Genomic DNA, 23,677 nt, shown 5'->3' on the forward strand with positions numbered 1-23,677 from the left:
ATATTCCAGTCGTTTTAATTGTCAATATTGATTAAGATAATCAACATAATCGTCAATACAAATCTCAACATAAACGCATTTGTTTCTTGGACATCATGCCCGCTTACCTGAGTTCCGCCGACGCCGCAGCCCTGCTCGGCGTCTCCCGCCAGACTTTGTACGCTTACGTCAGCCGCGGCCTGCTCACGGCGCAAGCCAACGGCAAGTCGCGTGAAAGCCGCTACCTTGAGGAAGAAGTGAAACGCCTCGCCGCCCAGCGCACACGCGGACGCAAACCCAGGGAAGTCGCCAAGGCCACGCTAAACTGGGGCTTGCCGGTGCTGGAATCGGCCATCACGCTGATCGAAGACGGCCGGCTTTACTATCGCGGCAAGGACGCCGTCACCCTTGCCGACACGCAGGAGCAGACCGTGGAAGACATCGCCGCACTGCTGTGGAACTGCTCGCGGGAACAAGCCTTCGGCGCGCGGCAAGCGGTTGCGCATCCGGCCTTCGACGCCATGCGCAGGCACTTCGCCGGACGCCGCGCCGAAGAGGCCATGCTGCCGCTGTTCACGATCGCCAGCGACGACGCGCCGACCGCTGCCTGGCAGGCCCCCGAGCGCATGGCCGAGGGCTGCGGCGCGTTGATGCGCCTGCTCGCCGCCAGCTTGCTCGGCACGCGCTCCGGCGCAACGCCGATCCATGAACAATGCGCTGCCGCGTGGGGCCTCGACGAGCAAGGCGCACACCTCGTTCGCATGGCCCTGGTCCTGTGCGCCGACCATGAACTGAATGCATCCAGCTTCACCGCGCGCTGCGTCGCTTCCACCGGTACCAGCCTACGCGCGGCGGTCATCGCCGGCCTCGCGGCGCTGACCGGCGGCAAGCACGGCGGCGCCACCGCGCGCGTGGAAGCCTTTCTCGACGAAACCGGCGATGCCGATATCGCCAGCAGGTTGCAACAACGCCTGGCGCGCGGCGAAGACTTGCCGGGCTTCGGACATCATCTCTATCCCGACGGCGACGTGCGCGCCGATGCCTTGCTGGCGAAAGTCCTGCCGCATCATCCCGCCTTGCAGGAAACCGTCGCGGCGGCATTCCGGCTGATCGGCTTGCCGCCCTCTCTCGACTTTGCGCTGGCAGCGCTGCGGCGCCATCTGCAATTGCCGGTGGGCGCGGCGTTCGGTCTGTTCGCCCTCGGGCGCGGCATGGGCTGGATCGCCCAAGCGCTGGAACAGCGCGCCAGCGGTGAACTGATCCGACCGCGCGCCGCATACACCGGGTTGCGGCCTGCGACGTCCAAAGACGCGATAAAAAAATAACGACGCCGTTTTCAGCAGTGCTACACTACCGCCCATGACTTCGCGCGTAAAAATCTTCCTGCTCTGGCTGCTGGCTTTTGCGATTCCCGTCCAGGGATTCGCCGCCGCCGTGCAGGTCGTGTGCGCGCCTTCGCATCAGACGCAGGCCATGCATGCGGTTGCCGACCCGGCGCCATCGCAAGAACATCATTACGCCGGCCACAGCATGAATGTGGTCGCGCAAGCCGATGCCGCGCATTCACCCGATCAGTCGATGCTCCATCAACACAAGGCATCCACCGCTTCCTGCAGCTCTTGCAGCGTCTGCACCATCGGCGCCATCCTGCCGCTGGCGCTGGACAAGCTCATCAACCTGCCGGTCGCGGCAGACATTCATGTCGCCATGGTCCAACATGGCTTCGTCGGCTATACGCCGGAAAATCCCGAACGCCCCCCTTCACTGCCCGTGTAATCACTGAAGCTGTCTGCGCGGCGCCGGCTTGCATCGGTCCGCCTGCAGCTTCCTGCTGACGTTCCGGCATGTCGTTTCCGCCGGCGAACACTTCGTTTGCACGAGGCTTACATGAATGCATTTCCCCCTTTGCGGTCGCTCGCGCCGCCGCTGCTCGCCATCGTGCTGAGCGGTTGCGCGAGCTTCAGCGACGACGGCGGTTTCGACGCCGTCAACCAAACAGCGCAACAGCGCCTGAACCGACCAACCGGCTGGATGCGCTCCGAACAGGATGTCCATGTCGTCGGCCAGCGCGTGCGCGCCATGCTGGCGAAACCGCTCGGTGTCGACGACGCCGTCCAGATCGCGCTCATCAATAACCGCGAACTGCAAGCGTCCTACAGCGAACTCGGCATTGCCGAAGCCGATCTTGTGCAAGCCGGGCGCTTGCCCAATCCCGGTTTCGGTTTCAGCCGCACGCACAGCGGCGACGATATCAAGATCGACCGCAGCCTGTCATTTTCGGTGATGAGCCTGCTGACCATGCCGGCAACATCGCGCATTGAGGCGCGGCGCTTCGAACAAACCAAGCTGAAGCTGGCCGATGCCATGCTGCGCACCGCTGCGCAGACGCGCCGCGCCTACTACCAGAGCATCGCGGCGGAACAAAGCGTGGGCTATCTGGAACAAGTGCGGCAAGCCGCCGAAGTCGCGCACGAACTGGCGGCGCGCATGGCTCAACGCGGCAATTTCTCGCAACTCGATGCCGCGCGCGAACAGGCTTTTTACATGGAGACCTCGACGCAATTGACGCGCGCCCGGACACAAGCCGTTCAAGAGAAGGAAAACCTGACCCGCCTGCTGGGTCTGCGCAAGCAGGACGGCGCCTTGCAATTGCCGCCGCGCCTGCCTGACCTTCCCGCACAGGCCGTACCGCTTGGCGACATCGAAGCCATCGCCCTGGAACAACGGCTGGACGTGCAATCGGCGCGACTGGAAGTCTCTGCCTTGCAGACCTCGCTCGGCCTGACCAAGGCCACGCGTCTGGTCAACGTGCTCGATCTCGGTTATGTGCGCAACACCGAAAGCGGCAAAGCGGCTGAAATCGGTTACCAGGCCAGCATTGAAATCCCCCTGTTCGACTGGGGCGATGCACGTGTGGCCAAGGCCGAAGCGATCTACATGCAGGCCGCACATCGCCTGGCCGCCACTGCCGTGCAAGCGCAGTCGGAAGTGCGCGTCGCCTATGTCGCGCATCAGCACGCCTACACGCTGGCGCGCCAGTATCGCGACGAGGTTGTGCCGCTGCGCAAACGCATCTCCGACGAATACCTGCTGCGTTACAACGGCATGCTGGCCAGCGTGTTCGAACTGCTGGCCGATGCGCGCGAACAGGCCAACGCTGTCAACGCCGCCATCGACGCCGCGCGCGATTACTGGATTGCCGACAGCGAATTGCAACTGGCGTTGGGCGGACCGCTTGCGTCGGCGCAAACATCCGCACCAGAGAGCAAAACACAAGGAAAAACGCATGAATAATCCCGCCAACAAACTCAGCCGCCGCGCCTTCCTGCAAGGTTCCGCGCTGGCCGTCGGCGCCACCGCGGTCAGCCGCATCGGCGCCGCCTCGCTGCCAGAGGCCGTCACGCAAGGCAGCGCCGGCACGCAGGCCCCGCTGTCGCCGCCGAACGGCCGCCCCTATCACCCGGTCGTTACGCTCAACGGCTGGTCGCTGCCCTGGCGCATGAACGGCGGCGTCAAGGAATTCCACCTCGTCGCCGAACCTGTCGTGCGTGAAATCGCCCCCGGTATGAAAGCCAATCTGTGGGGTTACAACGGCCAGAGTCCCGGCCCCACCATCGAGGTGGTGGAAGGCGATCGCGTGCGCATCTTCGTCACCAACAGGCTGCCCGAACACACCTCGGTGCACTGGCACGGCCAGCGCCTGCCCAACGGCATGGACGGCGTCACCGGCCTGACGCAACCCGGCATCCCGCCCGGCAAGACCTTCGTCTACGAGTTCACGGCCAGGCGCGCCGGCACTTTCATGTACCACCCGCATGCCGATGAAATGGTGCAGATGGCGATGGGCATGATGGGCTTCTGGATCACCCATCCCAAGAATCCCGACTTCATGCGCGTGGACCGCGACTTCGTCTTCCTGCTCAACGCCTACGACATCGAACCGGGCGCCGCCACGCCCAAGGTCAACACCATGCTCGACTTCAACCTGTGGACCTGGAACAGCCGCGCTTTCCCCGGCATCGATCCGCTGCCGGTGCGGCAAAACGACCGCGTGCGTATCCGCGTCGGCAACCTGACCATGACCAATCACCCCATCCATCTGCACGGCCATGAGTTCGTCGTGACCGGCACCGACGGCGGCTGGACGCCGCCGGCGTCGCGCTGGCCGGAAGTCAGCGCCGACATCGCCGTCGGCCAGATGCGCGCGATCGAATTCGACGCCACAGAAGAAGGCGACTGGGCGCTGCATTGCCACAAGTCGCATCACACCATGAACGCCATGGGCCATGACGTGCCGACCATGATCGGCGTCGACCAGCGCGATCTGGCCAAGAAGATCAACAAGCTGATTCCCGACTACATGGTGATGGGCGACAAAGGCGGCTCCATGGGCGACATGGAAATGCCGCTGCCTGACAACACCCTGCCCATGATGGGCGGCACCGGTCCCTACGGGTCGCTGGAAATGGGCGGCATGTTCAGCGTGGTCAAGGTGCGCAAGAACCTGGCGCGCAACGATTACCGCGATCCCGGCTGGTACCGGGCGCCGCCCGGCACCGTCGCCTATGAATGGCGCGGACCGCAACAACCGTCCGCTTCCGCCCCCGGCAAACAACCTGAAACAGACGGCAATGCCGTCAACGTCGTCCGTCGTACCCATCAACATTGATCAAGGAGCAACACCATGAAATACCAATATTTTCTTTCTGCCTTCGCCATTGCATTCGCCGCTGTCGGCAGCGCCTCGGCGCAAACCATGTCGCACCATCATGACGATCACGCCGACAACAGCATCGGCCAGCCCGGCATGGCGGCAAAGGCGGACCGCACCATCAAGGTCGACATGAACGACAACATGCGCTTTACGCCGGACGACATCCAGGTAAAAGCCGGCGACACCATCAAATTCATCGTCACCAACAACGGCAAGATCAGGCATGAAATGATCTTCGGCAGCGACGCCCAACTCAAGACGCATTACGCCGCCATGCTGAAGAATCCTGAAATGGAACACGCCGACGACAACCAGATCACCCTCGATCCCGGCAAGAGCGGCGAGCTGGTGTGGCAATTCAGCCAGGCTGGCACAGTCAACTTCGCCTGCCTGCAGCCGGGCCATTACGATGCCGGCATGAAAGGCAGCGTTACTGTCGCGGCCAACGGCAAGACACACAAACATTGACTCGATATTGCAAAGGAAAAATCATGAAATACGCTTATACCGCCATTGCCTTGCTGGCGACGTTGACAACCGTCCTGCCCGTCGCCGGGCAGGACATGAACCGCGACATGCGTGCGATGCACGTCGCCGGAGCGGCAGCGCAAGATGCAATGCCCAAGGTCAGCGGAGAAATCCGCAAGGTCGATGTCGACGCCGGCAAGATCACCATTCGCCACGGCGAGATTCCCAATCTCGACATGCCCGCCATGACCATGGTGTTTCGTGCCGCTTCGCCGGATATGCTGAATCAGGTCAAGACCGGCGACCAGGTACTGTTCACGGCCAAAAAAAACAATGGCGCGCTGACCGTCACCACGATTGAAGTCTTGCCGCCCAAGTAAGGCTGGCGACAGAAAATCGGACTATCATCTGTCAACTGAACGCGAAGACCGGAGCGGATATCCAGGACTCGCAACACCAACGACAGGAGACAGCATGAGCGTCCACATCATCGACACCACGCCCGAGGCGTACAGCTACCCGCTGCTGATCAAACAATTGCTGCACGCCTCGCTGGCGACCGCGCCGGACCAGGAGATCGTCTACGGCCTGGCCCCGCAACGCCGCCACACCTACGCCGATCTCAACGAACGCATCCAGCGCCTGGGCAACATGCTGCGCGAGATGGGACTGCAACCCGGCAATACGGTGGCTGTGATGGACTGGGACAGCCATCGCTATCTCGAATGCTTCTTTGCCGTGCCGATGCTCGGCTGCGTGCTGCAAACCGTCAACGTGCGCCTGTCGCCGGAACAGATCGCCTACACACTCAACCATGCCCAGGCCGACGTGTTGCTGGTCAATTCGGATTTCATGCCGGTGCTCAAGCAGATCCGCGGCGAGTTGAATACACTCACGCGCTGCGTGGTGCTCACCGACGACGGCACGCCTGCGCCGCGCGGTCCCGGCTTTGCCGGCGAGTATGAAGACCTGCTGGCGCACGTCTCGCCCAAGTGCGAGTTCCCCGACTTCGACGAGAATGCGCGCGCCACCACGTTCTATACGACCGGCACCACCGGCCTGCCCAAGGGCGTGTACTTCAGCCATCGCCAACTGGTGCTGCACACGCTGTCGGTCGCTGCAGGACTGGCGCTGGCGCCGCAACAAGGACGCCTGCATCGCGACGATGTCTACATGCCGCTCACGCCGATGTTCCATGTGCATGCCTGGGGCATGCCCTACGTCGCCACCATGGCCGGACTCAAGCAGGTTTACCCTGGCCGCTACGTGCCCGACACGATACTCAAGCTGATCGATACCGAGAAAGTGACCTTCTCGCATTGCGTGCCCACGATCCTGCACATGGTGCTGAGCGCGCCTGCGGCAAAGGATGTGGACCTGTCGAACTGGAAAATGATCATCGGCGGCTCTGCCATGACCAGCGCGCTGGCGCAGACCGCGCGCGAACGCGGCATCGATGTGTTCACCGGCTACGGCATGTCGGAGACCTGCCCGATCCTGTCGCTGGCGCAAGTCCCCACCGACGAACTCGGCACCGGACAAGATGTCGCCACGCGCGTCAAGACCGGCCGGCCGCTGCCGCTGGTGGCGCTGCGCACGGTCGATGCCGACATGAACGATTGTCCGCGCGACGGCAAGAGCGCCGGCGAAGTCGTGGTGCGCGCGCCCTGGCTGACGCAAGGCTACCTGCATGCTCCGGAAGCCTCGCAAGCCCTGTGGGAAGGCGGCTGGCTGCACACGCAAGACATCGGCAACATCGACCAGCGCGGCTACCTGCAAGTCACGGACCGCATCAAGGATGTGATCAAGACCGGCGGCGAATGGGTATCCTCGCTGGAAATCGAAGAAATCATCGCGCGCCATCCCGCCGTGGCGGAGACCGCGGTGATCGGCATCAAGGACGCGAAATGGGGCGAGCGCCCGGTGGCGCTGGTGGTGCTGAAGCCGGATCAGGTCGGCAAGGTCGGCGCCGACGACATCCGCAGCCTGGTGCTGGCTGCCGCCGACGATGGCGTGATTTCAAAGTATGGCGTGCCGGACCGCATCGAGTTCGTGCGGGAGCTGGCGCGCACCAGCGTCGGCAAACTCAACAAGCGCGCCATGCGCGATCAATATCCGGGCTGACGGCCAGGGCTTGCTCACCAGCCTTCGCAATGCAAAACGCCGGCTGCGGGCCATATCCGCGCCGGCGTTCTTGTTTTTCGAATCGTTACTTGAAAATGACCGTCTTGTGTCCGTTCAGCAGGATACGGTGCTCCGTAAACCATTTCACGGCGCGCGCCAGCACCACCGACTCAATGTCGCGGCCGATGGCGGTCAGGGTTTCCGGGCCCATCGAATGGTCGACGCGTTCAACGCCCTGCTCGATGATCGGACCTTCGTCCAGATCGCTGGTGACGAAGTGCGCGGTGGCGCCGATCAGCTTCACGCCGCGGTCATGCGCCTGATAGTAAGGCTTGGCGCCTTTGAAGCTGGGCAGGAAGGAATGATGGATGTTGATGGCGCGGCCCTTGAGCGCAGCACAGATCGACGGCGACAGGATCTGCATGTAACGCGCCAGCACCACCAGGTCGATCTGGTTGTGTTCGACGATTTCGAGCACACGCGCTTCCTGCGCCAGCTTGGCGTCTTCTGAAGCCCCGGCCGCCAGCGGCAGATGATGGAAAGGAATGTTGTAGCTCGCCGCCAACTGGTAAAAGTCGGTGTGATTGGACACGATGGCCGGGATTTCCACCGGCAGCAGCCCGCTCTTGTAGCGGAACAGCAGGTCGTTGAGGCAGTGGCCGATCTTGGACACCATCAGCATCACGCGCGGCTTCTTGCCGGCATCGTGCAATTGCCAATCCATGTTGAGCGAGCCGCCCAGCACAGCGAAATCCGCGCGCAGCGTTTCATCGGTCACGGACGCGTCTTCGGAGGCAAAATGCACGCGCATGAAAAACAGCTTCGATTGCGCGTCGCCGAACTGGGCCGAATCGATGATGTTGCAGCCGTGGTCGGCCAAAAAACCCGACACGCGATGCACGATGCCGCGCTGGTCGAGACAGGAGATGGTGAGGATGTATTCCGGGTGAGTCATAGTCGATCTTGAAAGCGCTGTCGCCTGCCGCCTGCTCCGGATATGTTTCCAGAATGCAGCTAAAAAGGGCGAAAAGCGTTATTGTCGCATGCCCGGTGCATGCGCACAAAATCCCAGTCCCGAAAAACGGGCCTGGAAGCGATGAACAAGAGCTTGGAAATACGGAGGAAAATGCCTTGGCAAGGGCCGTCAACGACCGGATAAATGACCAGACAAAGACCGGACGCAAACCGCCGCCGCATAGCGCCGCATGGCCTGACGACTGATTATCCTTGACCGCACAACACCACAACGCCTCCGGAAAACTCCAAAAGGCATCGCGAACATCCCGAAAGACCGCGCCGTCAATGCTGCAACGGCTCCGGTTGTACCATGCGCTTTGGCGCCCGCCCCGGCTTATGCTGTCTTGGCCTGCAACAGCTCGCGCTGTTCCGCGTTGCTGCCGACCTGCACGTCGCCGCTCAACTGGCCGCCCTCTTCGATGACCAGTTTGCCGTAGCGGATCTTGCCCGAGACCTTTCCGGTCGAATAGATCACCAGCTTCTGGCGCACCGTCAGGTCGCCGTCGAAGTCGCCGCGGATTTCGGCCAGGTCGATTTCAGCGGAACCCTTGAAGGCCCCCTTTTCAGCGATCTGGATCACACGCGAATCCATTGTCGCTTCGACGCGGCCTTCCACCACAAGAGTGTCGCAGTCATTGATCTCGACGCCCTTGAGTTTGATATTGGGACCGACGATCAGCTTGCTGCCCATTTCGTTGGAACCGGAATTGTTCGACTGCGGACTGGAGGTTGTCTGGGTAGCTGTCTTGGACACATTGGATACGCCCGGTTGCGCCAGATTGTTCGCGGCGCTGAAAGGAGTATTTGGCGAATTGGTTTCTCGTTTGCCAAAGAGGGTTTCTGATCGAAGCATGGTATCTCCTGAAGATAAATGTGCGGTGCAAGACGTGGCACTGATAGAACAAATCGGCGACGCAATCATCATTTTTTCATCCCAATGACGACTACGTCCTCCGCGGAGGAAGAGATCGCTGTATCGCTGATGCCGATTGCGTTTGCACGATATGAGCGGCACAAGGATCTCAGCGATTCGGCATATCGCAAATTAGAAAGTTCACGAGAATTTTGTAACAGTTGAATGAGATCGCGAACCTCGCGCGCAGCCTATTTTTAAACGCGTATAAAATTTTTCGACGCACGTAAATTTCGTTCTGCATCATCGCAGCCTTGCCTTCGCATGCATCGCTACAGGTGTCGCCAATCGGCGACACCATCACGTCGCGCAGCATGGCTGCGATCCGCTTTTTTAACGTCGGCCTTCCCAAGTATCGTCGCGCTTCCCAACTTGACTTTTTGGATGTGACAAGAGATTCTTTGCCGCACTCGACGCGCGCGTCGCATAACAACTATTTGGGGTAAACATGAGCGACACTCTCAATCAACCCGGCCAGCCCGATACCGGTCCCGGCTTTACGGGCGCGCCTGCGGCGCCGGCGACAGAAGCGTTTTCATTCAGCGGACGCGGTTCCGAATATTTCCGCATATGGATAGTCAACCTGCTGCTGTCGGTCGTCACGTTCGGCATTTATTCCGCGTGGGCCAAGGTCAGACGCTTGCGTTATTTTTATGACAACACTACTGTCGCCGGCACCAGCTTCGAATACCACGGCAATCCCGTCGCCATCCTCAAAGGCCGCATCATCGCGGTGGTGCTGCTGTTCGGTTACCAGTTCGCGTTCAAGCTCAATCCGATCGTCGGGGTGATGACGCTGATCGTGTTTGCGATCGCGGTGCCCTGGCTGATTTGGCGCAGCCTGCAATTCAAGCTGTACAACTCCAGCTATCGCGGCATCCGTTTCGGTTTTCGCGGCAATGCCCGCAGCGCGTACAAGGTTTATCTGCTGCTGCCCGTCCTGACCTTGTTCACGCTGTATTTGCTGACGCCGTTCACGCACCAACGCATCAAGCGCTTCCAGCATAATGAATCGCGCTTCGGCGCCAGCCATTTCTCGTTCGACGGTTCAGTGGGCGATTTTTACAAGACCTACCTGATCGGGTTCGGCATTTATATCGCCGGTCTCATTATCATCATCGCCAGTTTCGGCGGCCTCGCCATGATCATCTTGCGTAGCGGATTCGCGTACATGCAGGTGTTCTTCGCGCTGTATGTGTGGTCCTTCCTGATGTATCCGCTTTTCCTCACGCTGCTGCAAAACCTGATCTGGAACCATACCCGGCTCGACCAACATCGCTTCCGCAGTGAAATGCGCTGGCCCCGCATGATGTTCATCGCCCTCACCAACATCATCGGCATCATCGTGACGCTGGGGCTGTTCACGCCGTTCGCGCAAATCCGCGCGCTGCGTTACCGGATCGAGTCGATGAGCCTGCAGCCGGCCGGAAATCTGGATGAGTTCGTCGCCGACAACGAAGCGCATGGTTCGGCCACAGGGGAAGGCATGACCGACCTGCTCGACTTCGACCTTTCGCTTTGAGCATCGCTATGCAAGTCCCTGCATTTTATTTCGACGGCAAGACCTCGCGCCGCCATCTCGTCACGCTGCATGTGGAAGACGGCGTGGCCAGCATCAGCGGCGATGTCGAACGCGCCTGCCCGATCATGCAGTTGCGCGTGTCCGAGCGACTGCATCGGGCGGCGCGCAAGGTAACCTATCCCGACGGCGCCTATCTCGAAATCCAGGACAACGCCGCTTTCGCCGCGCTGCTGCACGCGACCTCGCACCGCGACTCGCTGGTGGTGCGCATGCAGCAGAACTGGCGCGCAACGCTGGCTGCGGCTGCGGTACTGATTGCGGTGCTGGTGCTGAGCTACGCTTACCTGCTGCCCGCGGCGGCTGATCTGGTCGCCAAATCCTTGCCTCCAAGCGTCGAACAGCGCATCGGCGCCGGCGCGCTGGAGTTTCTCGACAATCACATCTTGTCGCCGACGCAGTTGCCGGCCGCGCAGCGCCAGGCAATCAAGACGCGTTTTCGCGCGCTGACCGCTGAGGTGGAAGGCGTGCCGCACTACGAGATTGTGTTCCGCAAGAGCCGCATCGGGCCGAATGCACTGGCGCTGCCCTCCGGCCAGATCGTGCTGACCGATGAGATCGTGAAGCTGCTGGATGACGATAACGCGGTCATGGGCGTGCTGGCGCATGAACTTGGCCACGTGCACCGGCGTCACCTCATGCGTCGCCTGATCCAAAGTTCGGCCATCGGCGCGGCGGCGACAGCCTTGTTCGGCGACATATCGGCGGTGATCGCCAATATCCCGACGGTGCTGCTCGACATGAAATACTCGCGCGACGTCGAGCGCGAAGCCGATGATTACGCGATCGCGCTGTTCAAGGCCAACGGCATCAGCCGGCAAAAGCTGGCCTATGTGTTCGAAAAGCTCGGCGAGAAGGAGGCGGCCAGCGCCGACATTCCGCCTTACCTGTCCAGCCATCCTGCCAGCGCCGAGCGGGTTGAACGCATCCTGAACGCGCAATGAGCTCTCCCGACATGCTCGACCGGGACCGGCTGCGCCAGCAAATCGCTTTCCCGGCCAATCATCCGCCTCAAGCTGTCGGAGCTGGCGATGGAGTGCGTCTTTCTTGCCGATCCCGAAACCGCCGCCGTGTTGCAAGCGTTGTTGCCGACACGAAAAGTTTCCGCCGAGAATATTCCCGCAACCGTACTTTTACCGTCGCAGGAAAACCTTCTTTACATTTCGCACCAGTGTGCTAAATTGACCCCCATGGATACCGTCATTCCCCGTACCACCAAAAGCGAACTGACCCTGGCCGCGATCGTCGACACCGCCCTTGAGATGGCGGCAGCGGAAGGTCTGGAGTCACTCTCTCTAGGTGAAGTGGCCAAGCGACTCAACATCAGCAAGAGCGGCGTGTTCTCGCGCGTGGGTTCGCGCGAAGCCTTGCAGCAGGCGGTGCTGGACGAATTCGACCGGCGTTTCGTCGAAGAAATTTTCAAGCCGGCGATGACGTTGCCGCGAGGGTTGCCGCGACTTAATTCGATGATCCGCAACTGGCTGCGGCGCACTAACGATGAAGTCAGTTGCATCTATATTGCCGGTGCCTTCGAATACGACGACATGGACAGTCCGATGCGCGAGCGCATCAAGAAAAACATCCTGCAATGGCGCGGCATGTTGCATCGGACCGTGGAACAGGCGCTGGAAGAAGGTCAGTTGCGTCCGGACACCGATCCGGAACAACTGGTGTTCGAGTTGTATTGCCTGATGGTCGGACTGATGCACGACGCCCGCTTCCTGCGCGATCCGAAAGCCCTGGAGCGGGTGCAGACGGCATACGACCGCCTGATTTCGACTTATCGCAGTTTTAATTATCATGGCTGATTCAGTGATCGTAGCGCCGAAACGTTAAAGTGCGATCCCGGCGCGCGTATCCGGGGTTGCTTTATTTTAATTTCGCACTATCGTGCTAAATAAGGAATGGATCATGTGGATCACTATCGGAGTCATTGCGCTGCCCATTGGCGCCTCGCTGTTTTTCCAGTTGCGGCAAACCGTCAGGCTGGTGCCGGACTGCAATGAGGATTTCGTCTTCATCTGAGCCGGCCCAGTGAACAAAGCATGGCGGAACCTGCGACGACATACGCTGGACTGATTTCCGGCAGCGGCGAGGAACAATATTTTCACCGGTGCGGTCCATATACCTGTTCCCGTGATTCAATGTTCGCTAAAGTTGCCTTTACGGCGGCTTGCCGCAACGACCTTGCATCATACCGCCCACCCCTTGCTCTGATGATTGTCGATGTCCACGCCTACACCCGAACCGACCTTGTCTGCCGAAATCTTTCCCGACCGGCAACTCGCCAACCTGTCCTGCATGCTTGCCCTGGCGATTGCCGTCGTCAGTTGGTTTGCGCTGAGCGCACAGACCGACATCACCATCGGTCGCGTGCTGGGCCACGGCATGAGCGTGATGGATGGACTGGCGCGGCTTTCCAGCTATCTCACCAACCTGACCATCCTGCTGAGCGCCGTCAGCTTTTCCGCGCTTGCCTTGCAAGGCAGCAATCCCGTCAACCGTTTTTTCCGCAAGCCGCAGGTCATTACCGCCGTGGTTGCTTATCTGGTCTTCGTTGGCATCGCCTACAATCTTTTGCTGCGCCAGTTATGGCAACCGGCCGGTTTCCGTGCGCTCGTCAATGAGAGCCTGCATACCGTCATTCCCTTGTTGTCGATGGTTTACTGGATCTTTTTCGTCCCGAGTTTCCAGCCCAGCCTGAAAAAGAGCCTGCTGTGGCTGGTCTATCCGGTCGTTTATCTGTTCGTCACATTGTGGCGCGGCGACAATTCCGGCTTTTATCCCTATCCTTTCATCAACGTCCGCGATCTCGGCTATCCCCACGTGCTGCTTAATTCTGTCGGCCTGTTCGCCGGCTTTCTGCTGCTGATGGGTTTGTTGCTGCTCATCAACCATTCCGGCAAAGCCATATTCCTGCGGCGCTGATGCGCCCAGAACCCCCCGGGTTGGCACGCAGCGCCGCCGGAAGGCATCCGGCGGCGGCTGATTCCCGTTAATATGTAAAAAAATGTTATCGAAAGTCGCCACCAACGGCGTTTTCCTTCTCAAGTTGTGACATATATGACCGATATAAGCGGTAGACAGACTGCATCACCATTTACTGGAGCACGATCATTTCTCTCACATACATGCCTGATCCGGCCACAGGCAGACGCCGCAACCCCGCTACGCACGATGCCATTCTTGACGCCACGAGCGTCCTGTTGGAAGAAATCGGCTTCGACAAGCTCTCGCTTGAAGGCGTAGCTGCGCGCGCGGGTGTGGGCAAGGCCACCATTTATCGCTGGTGGCCCAACAAGAGTTCGCTGGCGATGGAGGCATTGCTGCGCGAAGTCGGTCCGGACGTGGCATTTCCCGAAACGGAATCGGTCCGGCACGACATAGAAGACCAGATCCGCAAGCTGGCCAAACTCTATCGCGGCAAAATCGGCCGCATCGTCTGCGAAATGATCGGCCTGTCCCAGTTCGATGCCGAGACCATGCGCCTGTTCAACGAAAACTTCCTCGATCCGCGCCGCAACGCCACCAAACAAGTATTGCTGCGCGGCATCAAAAGTGGTGAATTCAAGGCCGACCTCGACTTCGACGTCATTTTCGATCTGCTCTACGGCCCGATCATCCAGCGCATGCTCATGCGCCACGCCGGCATTGACGAACGCCATGTCGATCTGCACGTTGCGCTGGTGCTCGACGGCATCTCCCCCGCCAAGACAAAAATAGAATTAATTTAACAACATTCTCGCAAGTTTTGTTGCGCCGTAGGAATTTTGCACCTAAAATCAGAGACGAAACGTATCGTCTTGTTTTTCCTATTGCATAACAACGTGTCCAGGATCATTAACCGCGGACAAGTACAACCTCAGCGAGAACCGTAAATGCCCTGTCCAAATTTGGCTGCTTCCGGTCAGCCAGAGAATTATCCGCCAGCCGGCATGCGGAAGCAGTCGCCGCGCGTCCGGCTTTTCATTTCCCTGCCCGTTCTGCATCGTCTTCGGCTTCGCCTCGTTCCCCTGCCGCGCTTGTCGGAATGATGCCATCCCACGCTATAGCGCTGAAAAGACGAAATAAGAAACCGAACAAATTCAATCAAGTCAGTTTGCAAATGCGGGGGCACTATGCAGAACGATGTGGCAAATAACGCGGTCAGCCTGAACAATCGTCACGATTATCTCAGTGACGGCGCGACGCACGATACCGGCGCTTGCCAGGGGCGCGTATACCGTACCTGGTTTTTCTGGAGCTTTGTACTGATACCGATCGTAGTCGTGCTCGGCTGGACGCGATATATCTCTTTCAGCTCCATGCCCTGGCTAGGCATCCGCGATGCCCAGCATGCGGTCCACTGGAACGAATGGATGCGCTACTACATCTGGCTGCAACTGGTCTGGCTGCCGGCCAATATGATGATTTTCCTGATCTGGTGCGCACTCGGCGTGCGTATCTGGAACCACAAGAGAAAACCCTGCTTCTGCTGACGCGGCACAATATCCTCATCCTCTTCCAGCGTGCCGCTCCCGGCATGCCCTTCGCCCACGATACGGACAATACGTCCATCAATCCATTTCACGCACGGACGAAAAAAGTATCTCATCGGCCCGCCGGGAAGCATATAAATCACGGGAACGTTCTGGAACTCATCTCAGGCCTACTCATGAAATGAGTTCTATATAATCGTTCATCAAAAATCGCTGCGCTGCGATGAAACGGGATACATTTCCATAAAAAGAAAAGAGGCCTGAAAAAGAACCGCCAAGACCGATCACAATACGTGCAAGCACTCGATCAAGAGACACACTTCCAAAAAACGACAGTGAAGAAGCGCTTACCCAACGTCCTCAGCATCCTTGCCTGGCCCCTTGGCTGCCTCGTTCTTGCCGTCATCATGTGGTCGCTGCTGCTCTCGCGACTCGGGGAACGGGAAACGGAAATCGGCAAGGCCGCATTACGGGAGGCAAGCGCGCAATCGAAGTCATATGCTGAACAACTCGCGCGCGCCGTCAGCCAGATTGACCAGATCACCCTGCATCTCAAGTATTACTGGACCGACACCAAGGGCCGCCTGAGCGTGGAAGACCAGCAGCGGCAAGGCCTCTATCCCGCCTCGGCGCTGCTCTACGTCACCATCTCCGATCGCGACGGCAACCTGAAAACCAGTTCATTGCCATTGAAGAACGTTGCCAACATATCCGGCCGCGACTATTTCATCGCGCACAAGAACCACCCGCACGGCGGTCTGCTGATCAGCAATCCAGCCATGGGAATACGTTCGCAAAAAACGCTGATGCGTTTCTCGCGCCGCCTCGACAGCGCCGACGGCAGTTTCGACGGCGTCGTCATGGTCGCGGTGGAACCGGCATTCCTGGCGCCGGCGCAGGACGATTCGACGATAGGCAGAAACGATTTCATGTCGCTCTTCAAGCAGGATGGATTGCCGCTGCTGGTGCGCACGATGGACGTCACCCAGACACAGCAAACCATCTTCCGGTCATTGCCGGTGCTGACCGGCACGGGCGGCACCGCGGTTGCGTCCGGCGCCTCCTTCAGCGACGGTAAAGAACGCATCGTTTCATGGCATGCGGTACGCGACTATCCATTATTCGCAGTGGTTGGCATGTCGACCAGAGACATTTACGCATCGTTTCGTGAAAGAGCGGCCGACTACAAGTTCATCGCCACGGCATGCTCAGTTTTCCTGACGATTTGCGCCCTTGCCGGCATGCTGTTCTCAACGCGCCTGGCCATTCGCAGGCATGAAACCGAAAAAGCCCGTGAGGCATACGGCATTGCCACCGAAGGCGGCAACGACGGTTTCTATATGTGGCTCGCCCTGCGCAACAAGGACGGCGAAGTCGTCGATTTCCAGGTGCTTGATTGCAACGAGCGCGGAGCCGCCATCTTCGGCGCCGACAAGGCCAATTTCATCGGCCGCCATATGTCGCGCTTTTATTCGCAGGAATACTTCGCAAGGCTGATGCAGACTTTCCGCACCGCGATGGAAAACGGCGAATACAAAGATGAATACCGGACGCCGCCGGAAAGTCCGCTGGGCGCATTGTGGCTGCACCGGCGCATGGTGCGCACGCGCTTCGGCCTGGCCATCACCGTGCGCGACGTCAGCGAGACCAGGGCGCATGAGGCGATCTTGCTGGAACAGCTCGATACCGACGAACTGACCGGCCTGCATAACCGCCACTGGGTCATCCCGTACCTGAACAAGATGCTGCACGAGGCGGCCGGCGAAGGCCGCAGTTTTGCCGTACTGTTTCTCGACCTCGACGATTTCAAGAACGTCAACGACACGCTGGGGCACTCTAGCGGAGACCTGCTCCTGCAAGCGGTGACGCAACGCCTGCGCGAACTGGTTGCGGCGCCGCACGAGACGGTGCGCTTCGGCGGCGATTCCTTCACCGTCATCCAGCAAACGAGCAGCAGCGACGATGCTGCGCAGCTCGCTGAACGCATCCTGCAGGCGTTTTCCAAGCCGCTCATGCTGGCCGACCAGAACATCCTGCAGGTCAGCCTGTCGATCGGCATCAGCATGTTTCCGCGCGACGGAGAAAGTGTGGACGCCTTGCTCAAGCACGCCGACATCGCCATGCATGCAGCGAAATCGGATGGCAAGAAACGCTTCCGCTTCTATCAGCCGCAATTGTCCGAACGCCTGCAAGTCAAGATCGAAAACGAAACCGCGCTGCGGCTGGCGATCGAACGCGACGAATTCATACTGCATTTCCAGCCGCGCGTGAACACCATGAGCGGCGAATTCTGCAGCATGGAAGCGCTCGTGCGCTGGCAACATCCGGTACGCGGCATGGTGTCGCCGCTGGAATTCATTCCCGTGGCGGAAGAAACCGGCCTGATCCTGAAGCTGGGCGAACAGATCATCCGCAAGGCCTGCGCGCAACTGGCGCAATGGAAAACCGCCGGCTTGCCCGCCCTGCCGATGTCGGTCAACGTCTCTTCGCGCCAGCTCAACCAAGGCAACCTCAATACCATCATCGCGACGGCGCTGCGAGACTACGGCATCGATCCGGCGCAGATGGAAATCGAGCTGACCGAATCGTGCATGATGGCCGATACACTGGAAATCGCCGAAGAACTGGCGTTCTTCCAGGAACTCGGCATCAAACTGCTGGTGGACGATTTCGGCACCGGCTACTCCTCGCTGTCGCAACTGCAGCGCCTGGATATGGATGTACTCAAAGTGGACAAGGCCTTCACCGCCGAACTTGGCGTGCGCGCGGAAGGCGAAGTCTTTTTCAACGCCATCGTATCGATGGCCCACGCCTTGCGCATGACCGTCGTCGCCGAAGGCGTGGAGACGGAAGCGCAATTGCACCTGCTGCAGGCGTTATGCTGCGACGAGGTGCAAGGCTACTACATTTCGCCCCCCGTCCCGGCCACCGACATCCCGCATCTGATGCGACGGCGCTACCTGTTCCCGGCCTCTCCGGTCACGCTCGCCTGAGGCTCAACGCGCCTCGACCAGCACCGCCCTGGCAACATCGGCGACAGCATTGCCTTCCATGACGATGATACGGCTGGATGCCGCTGGCGCCTGCGTTGCGCCCGGCGCCGCCAGTTCCCGCAGCGGTCCTATTGCCGTGCCATTGGCCACGCCCTTGGCGTCGGTCAGGAAACGCGCCACCGGTGCCGCCTGTCCATCCAGGTACACGCTATACGTGGTCTGCGGCTTGAGCTTGAATAGCGACACTTCCAGCGCATCGATGACGCCGAGATTGCGCGACACCACAAAACCGCGCGCGTCGCCCGGTCCCGCCGACGTTGCCTGCAAGCGAATATTCAGCGGATCGCTGTTGACGCGCGGCACCAGGTTGCCGGTGCCGCCATCGGCGCCCGCCACATGCGACAGGTACACCAACGCCTGCGGCGCCTGGCCGCCGCCGATGTGCGCTATCACCTGGTTCTTGGCGGGATCGATGACCTCGACGCCATCGCCGTTCTCCAGGCCGACGTAAACACGACTGCTGTCGTCCGAAGTCCAGATGCCATGCGGGAGCGCACCGGTTGGAATGGTCGCCACCAATTTGGCTTCCTTGTCGGTGGTGTAGACCTTGACGACATTCTCGCCGCCGATTGTCACGTAAGCCAACACCTTGCCGCCCACTTTGGCGAAGGAAAGATGGTTGGTGATGAAGCCGGTGTCGATGACGCCGGTCACTTCCAGCGTCCTCGTGTCGATGCGCGTGACCTTGCCGACATCCTTATGCGTCATCCACATTTCCTTGTAATCCGGCGTGAATTGCAGGAACGGCGAGAACGGGCTGACCACGTCGATTTTCTTGACGATCTGATGCGACTTGACGTCGATGACATCGACCTGCGGCGTAAAACTGGACACCGCAAAAGCCAGCTTGCCGTCCGGCATGAACTGCACCATTCCCGGACCGACGCCGGTCTGGATGCGACGGGTTTCCTTGAAGCTGACCGGATCGATCACCGAAATGTAATCCTCGCCGCGCACCACGACCCAGACTTCCTTGCCGTCGGCGCTGAAGAATCCTTCATGCGGCGAACGCCCGACATAGGTGATGCCCTTGACCTGGTTGGTCGCGGTGTCGATGAAGGTCACGGAATTGGAACCGTTGGAAACGACCAGCAGCGTCTTGTGATCCGGCGAAAAACCCATGCCGTGCACGTTGATCTGCCCCTTGTACAGCGGCGACAGCACATCCGGACGCGGATTGCCCAGGCGGATCTGGCCGACCAGTGTATTGGTGGCAGGATTGATGACGGTGACGGTATTGCTGTTCTGATCGGCGGTATAGACGCGATCGTCCGCCGACGGCAAAGCCCAGGCGGCATGTGCAAACAAGGCGGCGACGGCGGCGAGCGCCAGAGGAGTTTTTTTCATATCGGTGATGTCCCTGAAGATGGAATGAGAATGGAAATGCAATGTCTTGTCGACTACTTGTTGCCCGTGTCGTCCATGTCGCCATGACGCCGCAGCCACGCTTGCATGACGCGGATTTCGGTTTGCTGCTCGGTAATAATGCCCAGCGCCAGATTGCGGATTTCCGGATCGTCGGAATACAGCAGCACCGCCTTGGCCATGTCTACCGCGCCCTGATGATGCGGCATCATCATCGTGACGAAATCATGCTCGGCCTTGCCGCTCATCGGCGCATGCGCCATGCCGTAGTCCATCACCGCCATAGCGTCGTCCATCAGCCCTGCAAACGGCTTGGCGGTGCTGGCGATGAATACCGGAGCCGAGGCGGACGCGGACATCGCCATGCTGTTGCCGGTTGCTTCGTGATGATGATGCATCTCCTGCGCGAGAGCATCGCCGCTGCTGCACAGAAAAATCGCGGCCATGACGACCGCACTTGCGATCATGGCGGCGCCGGCGACATGCCGGTGTCCGCGCACGATCTTATTCGTGACTTGCATTGTTCGCTGCATGCCAACCTCCTTGTCTCTTTTATGAATGGAGCGGAAAGATGTTCCTGGCCGATTCAGTTTTCCTGAAAGGCCAGGCACACGATCAGTCTAGGAGGCGAGCCGGGTTAAACGGATGACAAAGCGGTGACAAATTTGTCATGCTTCCATCGCGCGGACGGAAGCAAGGGGACAAATCAATAGCGGAAGACGGTGACGGGCGCGGCGCGATAATCGGCCGGGAAGAGTCGCTTGAAATTTTCCAGTTTGGGCAAATCGAAACGCGCGATATAGCCCTGCGTCGGATGCAGCGTGGCGAAGTCCTGATGATAATCTTCCGCAGCATAAAACGCCGTGGCCGGCAACGGCGTCAGTTGCGTGACGATGCGCGCGGGATAGACTTTCGCGGCATCGAGCTGCGCGATGTAGTCGGCGGCGATCCGCTTCTGCTCATCGCTCTGGTAAAAGATCGCCGACCTGTATTGCGTGCCGCTGTCCGGTCCCTGGCGATTGAGCTGGGTCGGATCGTGCACTACCGAAAAATAAATCTGCAGGATCTTGCCGTATGAGATCTTGCGCGGGTCGAAAGTGATCTTGACCGATTCGGCGTGTCCGGTCGAACCGGTGCCGACCATCTCGTAGTGCGCATTGTCCTTGCTGCCGCCGGCATAGCCGGACACCGCGCCGGTCACCCCCGACGTATGCTGGAATACCGCCTGCACGCCCCAGAAACAACCGCCGGCCAGGATTGCGGTTTCACTCGTTGCCGCCGCCGTTGCCCTCATTGCTGCGGGCGCGCTCCTGGGCGCGGGAATCGTGAAGGCGGACTCCGCCGCCAGCGACGGCGCGACGTGCGCCGTCCAGGCCGCCACACTCAACAACAGCGGCATGCCGTATTTTTTCAATCCCATCTTCATTGCTGCCCTTCTTTCATCAAATTCCCATCGGCATGACGCGCAAACAGTTGCGCCGCGCGCTGCCGGTTTTTTTGCGACAGCAGGCGCGTCAGCAGCAATACGCCGACAATTCCCGTGAACAATATCGGTTGCGCCAGCAGATTCTTGCCGGCTTTCACCCACCAGAAATGCAACACGCCCAAGGGTACGATCACGTACGTCAACCGGTGCAGCCATTGCCAACGCTTGCCGCCCAGACGGCGCACCATGGCATTGGTGCTGGTGGCCGCCAGCGGAATCAGCAACACGAAAGCCAGCATGCCGACCGTGATGAACGGTCGCTTGACCACATCCTTCCACATCTCCTGCACATCGAAAAAATGATCGAGCCAGAAGAAAATCGTGAAATGCAGGAACACGTAAAAAAAGGCATACAAACCGGACAGGCGGCGCAAACGCACCAGCCAGTTCCAACCGGTCAGGCGACGCAACGGCGTCACAACCAGCGTGATGCAAAGAAAGTACAAGGCCCAGTCGCCGGTGCTGCGCGTGACGAACTCGATCGGATTGGCGCCGAGTTTGTCCAGAAAGCCGAACGCCACCAGCCGGACCAGCGGCAGCAAAGCCAGCACGAACAGCAGATTGCGCAGGTGCCAGACTTGCCGCGTCGACAGATTCTTCAAGGACCTCATTGCGCCTCCCGTTTTCAGAAATACTTCTTCAGGTCCATGCCGGTGTACAGGCCGGCGACATCGTTATAGCCGTTGAACATCAGCGTCTTGCGCTTGCGGGCGAAGAAGCCGTCTTCGCCGATGCGGCGCTCGGTGGCCTGCGACCAGCGCGGATGATCGACGTTCGGATTGACGTTGGAATAGAAGCCATACTCCTGCGCCGCATACATGTTCCATGCCGTTTTCGGCTGGTCCTTGACGAAGCGGATCCTGACGATCGACTTGGCCGACTTGAAACCGTACTTCCACGGCACGATCACGCGCACCGGCGCGCCGTTCTGGTTCGGCAGCACCTCGCCGTACATGCCCATGGTCAGCAAGGTCAGCGGATGGTTCGCTTCGTCCATGCGCAGACCTTCGGTGTACGGCCACTGCAGGATAGGATCGGACAGGCCGGGCATCTGCTTCCTGTCGGCCAGCGTGACGAATTCGATGTATTTGGCGTTGCCGGTCGGCTCGGACTTTTTGATCAGCGCCGACAGCGAATAGCCGATCCAGGGAATCACCATCGACCAGCCCTCGACGCAGCGCAGGCGGTAGATGCGTTCTTCCAGCGGCGCCAGCTTCATCAAGGTATCCAGGTCCAGCGTGATGGGTTTCTTCACTTCGCCTTCGATGCTGATGGTCCAGGGCGTGGTCCTGAGCGTGCCGGCGGTGCGCGCCGGGTCGGCCTTGTCGGTGCCGAATTCGTAGTAGTTGTTGTAGGTCGTGGCGTCCTGGTAGGAGGTCGGCTTGTCCATGACCGCATAGGCGTTATTGAGCTTGGCCGGCAGTTTCTTCGCCGTGGCCGACTGCGCAAACGCGCTGCCTGCGCCAAGCAGGCCGCTGCCCGCAATCGCGCCGAGCGCGACCTTGCCGATGAAGGCGCGGCGCGAGGCGTAGATTTCCTGCGGCGTAATCTCCGAGGCGAGAGGAATATCGATCTGGTCGGGGCGGATTTTGATCAGCATGGCGTTTTCCTGAAATAATGGATGGGTCGGGCCTGTTGCCGCCCGACATGCAATCTCGCGACAGCAGCAGATCCGGGCGGCAAGGCTTTTATCGCTCCATCATCCTATGACAAAGGCAGTGTCATCAAGATGGCAATTTGATGACAAATTTGTCATCGAGCGTCCGGTCGCGAATTGTTAGAATGCTGCCACATCTACAGTGTAATCCGAAGCGGAATCCAGCATGGCCATCCTTGTCATCGAAGACGACCCCAAAACCGGCGACTACCTCAAAAAGGGCTTGCGCGAGTCCGGCTATACGGTCGATCTTGCGCGCAACGGCACCGACGGCCTGCACATGGCGATGGAACAGAGCTACGATCTGGTCGTGCTGGACGTCATGCTGCCCGGCACCGACGGCTGGCAAGTCATGAGCGCGCTGCGCGCCAAGCGCGACCTGCCGGTGATTTTCCTGACCGCGCGCGACCATGTCGACGACCGCATCCGCGGCCTGCAACTGGGCGCCGACGATTACCTGGTCAAACCGTTTTCCTTCACCGAACTGGTGCTGCGCATCCGCACCCTGCTGCGGCGCGGCGTCACGCGCGACGCCGAGGTGTACCAGGTCGCCGACCTGCAACTGGACCACGTGCGCCACAAGGTCACGCGGCAAGGCGTCAACATCGTCCTGACCAACAAGGAGTTCCTGCTGCTGCACCTGCTGATCAAGCGCCAGGGCGAAGCCTTGTCGCGCTCGGTAATTGCATCGCAGGTATGGGACATGAATTTCGACAGCGACACCAATGTCGTCGACGTCGCCGTCAAACGCCTGCGCGCCAAGATCGATGCGCCATTTGAAAAGAAGCTGATCCACACCGTGCGCAGCATCGGCTACATGTTTTCGGAAACCCCATGAAAGAAA

General features: G+C 59.8%; 22 protein-coding genes. 15 read left to right on the top strand and 7 right to left on the bottom strand.

Features of this window, described 5'->3' with window-relative positions; all coding sequences use genetic code 11:
* The first annotated feature begins 95 nt into the window (after positions 1-95).
* The 7 genes from RV1423_RS13055 (at position 96) to RV1423_RS13085 (ending at position 7,285) form a co-directional block, all read left to right on the top strand.
* Positions 96-1,304: a citrate synthase family protein gene (locus RV1423_RS13055; protein WP_034297279.1), complete on the top strand. Its 1,209-nt coding sequence runs from the start codon at positions 96-98 to the stop codon at positions 1,302-1,304.
* A gap of 34 nt (positions 1,305-1,338) precedes the next feature.
* Positions 1,339-1,755: a hypothetical protein gene (locus tag RV1423_RS13060; protein WP_034297145.1), complete on the top strand. Its 417-nt coding sequence runs from the start codon at positions 1,339-1,341 to the stop codon at positions 1,753-1,755.
* Positions 1,756-1,866: 111 nt separating this feature from the next.
* A complete protein-coding gene (locus RV1423_RS13065) occupies positions 1,867-3,273 on the top strand; it encodes a TolC family protein (RefSeq protein WP_034297148.1) in 1,407 nt (468 codons plus the stop codon).
* Positions 3,266-4,648, top strand: coding sequence for a multicopper oxidase family protein (locus RV1423_RS13070; RefSeq protein ID WP_034297151.1), 1,383 nt, complete (start codon positions 3,266-3,268; stop codon positions 4,646-4,648). The genes RV1423_RS13065 and RV1423_RS13070 overlap by 8 nt, the downstream gene beginning before the upstream one ends.
* Positions 4,649-4,663: 15 nt before the next feature.
* Positions 4,664-5,161 (top strand): plastocyanin/azurin family copper-binding protein, encoded by a 498-nt coding sequence (locus tag RV1423_RS13075; RefSeq protein ID WP_034297154.1) that lies wholly within the window; start codon positions 4,664-4,666, stop codon positions 5,159-5,161.
* Positions 5,162-5,184: 23 nt separating this feature from the next.
* Positions 5,185-5,541, top strand: a complete 357-nt coding sequence (locus RV1423_RS13080; protein WP_081768810.1) for a copper-binding protein — start codon at positions 5,185-5,187, stop codon at positions 5,539-5,541.
* A 94-nt stretch (positions 5,542-5,635) separates the two neighbouring features.
* A complete protein-coding gene (locus tag RV1423_RS13085) occupies positions 5,636-7,285 on the top strand; it encodes a fatty acid--CoA ligase (protein ID WP_034297157.1) in 1,650 nt (549 codons plus the stop codon).
* Positions 7,286-7,370: 85 nt separating this feature from the next.
* Here RV1423_RS13085 and purU read toward each other — a convergent pair whose 3' ends face one another.
* The gene (gene purU, locus RV1423_RS13090) at positions 7,371-8,240 is read right to left on the bottom strand and encodes a formyltetrahydrofolate deformylase (protein ID WP_034297160.1); all 870 of its coding nucleotides are present in this window, start codon (positions 8,238-8,240) and stop codon (positions 7,371-7,373) included.
* 396 nt (positions 8,241-8,636) lie between these two features.
* Positions 8,637-9,155, bottom strand: a complete 519-nt coding sequence (locus tag RV1423_RS13095; RefSeq protein ID WP_034297163.1) for a polymer-forming cytoskeletal protein — start codon at positions 9,153-9,155, stop codon at positions 8,637-8,639.
* A gap of 508 nt (positions 9,156-9,663) precedes the next feature.
* Between RV1423_RS13095 and RV1423_RS13105 the strand changes: the two genes are divergently transcribed.
* The 7 genes from RV1423_RS13105 to RV1423_RS13135 all read left to right on the top strand — a co-directional run bounded on the left by RV1423_RS13105 (position 9,664) and on the right by RV1423_RS13135 (position 18,265).
* Positions 9,664-10,737, top strand: a complete 1,074-nt coding sequence (locus RV1423_RS13105; protein WP_034297167.1) for a YjgN family protein — start codon at positions 9,664-9,666, stop codon at positions 10,735-10,737.
* An 8-nt stretch (positions 10,738-10,745) separates the two neighbouring features.
* Positions 10,746-11,738: a M48 family metallopeptidase gene (locus tag RV1423_RS13110; RefSeq protein WP_034297168.1), complete on the top strand. Its 993-nt coding sequence runs from the start codon at positions 10,746-10,748 to the stop codon at positions 11,736-11,738.
* Between the two features lie 246 nt (positions 11,739-11,984).
* Positions 11,985-12,602, top strand: coding sequence for a TetR/AcrR family transcriptional regulator (locus RV1423_RS13115; RefSeq protein WP_034297283.1), 618 nt, complete (start codon positions 11,985-11,987; stop codon positions 12,600-12,602).
* Between the two features lie 418 nt (positions 12,603-13,020).
* Complete coding sequence (locus tag RV1423_RS13120; RefSeq protein ID WP_034297171.1) at positions 13,021-13,722, top strand: Pr6Pr family membrane protein; 702 nt, start codon at positions 13,021-13,023, stop codon at positions 13,720-13,722.
* 203 nt (positions 13,723-13,925) lie between these two features.
* Complete coding sequence (locus tag RV1423_RS13125; RefSeq protein ID WP_081768811.1) at positions 13,926-14,528, top strand: TetR/AcrR family transcriptional regulator; 603 nt, start codon at positions 13,926-13,928, stop codon at positions 14,526-14,528.
* Positions 14,529-14,924: 396 nt separating this feature from the next.
* Entirely contained in the window at positions 14,925-15,272 is a 348-nt protein-coding gene (locus tag RV1423_RS13130) for a hypothetical protein (RefSeq protein WP_197034935.1), read from the top strand.
* A gap of 335 nt (positions 15,273-15,607) precedes the next feature.
* On the top strand, positions 15,608-18,265 hold the full coding sequence (locus RV1423_RS13135) for an EAL domain-containing protein (RefSeq protein WP_034297176.1): 2,658 nt from the start codon (positions 15,608-15,610) through the stop codon (positions 18,263-18,265).
* A 3-nt stretch (positions 18,266-18,268) separates the two neighbouring features.
* Here RV1423_RS13135 and RV1423_RS13140 read toward each other — a convergent pair whose 3' ends face one another.
* The 5 genes from RV1423_RS13140 to msrP form a co-directional block, all read right to left on the bottom strand.
* Positions 18,269-19,672 (bottom strand): hypothetical protein, encoded by a 1,404-nt coding sequence (locus tag RV1423_RS13140; RefSeq protein ID WP_034297180.1) that lies wholly within the window; start codon positions 19,670-19,672, stop codon positions 18,269-18,271.
* Positions 19,673-19,725: 53 nt separating this feature from the next.
* Positions 19,726-20,211, bottom strand: a complete 486-nt coding sequence (locus tag RV1423_RS13145; protein ID WP_034297183.1) for a DUF305 domain-containing protein — start codon at positions 20,209-20,211, stop codon at positions 19,726-19,728.
* 185 nt (positions 20,212-20,396) lie between these two features.
* The gene (gene msrA / locus RV1423_RS13150) at positions 20,397-21,110 is read right to left on the bottom strand and encodes a peptide-methionine (S)-S-oxide reductase MsrA (RefSeq protein WP_034297286.1); all 714 of its coding nucleotides are present in this window, start codon (positions 21,108-21,110) and stop codon (positions 20,397-20,399) included.
* A 2-nt stretch (positions 21,111-21,112) separates the two neighbouring features.
* The gene (locus tag RV1423_RS13155; protein WP_034297186.1) at positions 21,113-21,787 is read right to left on the bottom strand and encodes a sulfite oxidase heme-binding subunit YedZ; all 675 of its coding nucleotides are present in this window, start codon (positions 21,785-21,787) and stop codon (positions 21,113-21,115) included.
* Positions 21,788-21,801: 14 nt separating this feature from the next.
* Positions 21,802-22,776, bottom strand: coding sequence for a protein-methionine-sulfoxide reductase catalytic subunit MsrP (msrP, locus tag RV1423_RS13160; RefSeq protein ID WP_034297190.1), 975 nt, complete (start codon positions 22,774-22,776; stop codon positions 21,802-21,804).
* A 223-nt stretch (positions 22,777-22,999) separates the two neighbouring features.
* Here msrP and RV1423_RS13165 point away from each other — a divergent pair, with 223 nt between their 5' ends.
* Positions 23,000-23,671, top strand: coding sequence for a heavy metal response regulator transcription factor (locus tag RV1423_RS13165; protein ID WP_034297193.1), 672 nt, complete (start codon positions 23,000-23,002; stop codon positions 23,669-23,671).
* Positions 23,672-23,677 lie beyond the last annotated feature (6 nt).

The sequence above is a fragment of the Herbaspirillum sp. RV1423 genome, assembly GCF_000577615.1.
Lineage (GTDB): Bacteria > Pseudomonadota > Gammaproteobacteria > Burkholderiales > Burkholderiaceae_D > Herbaspirillum.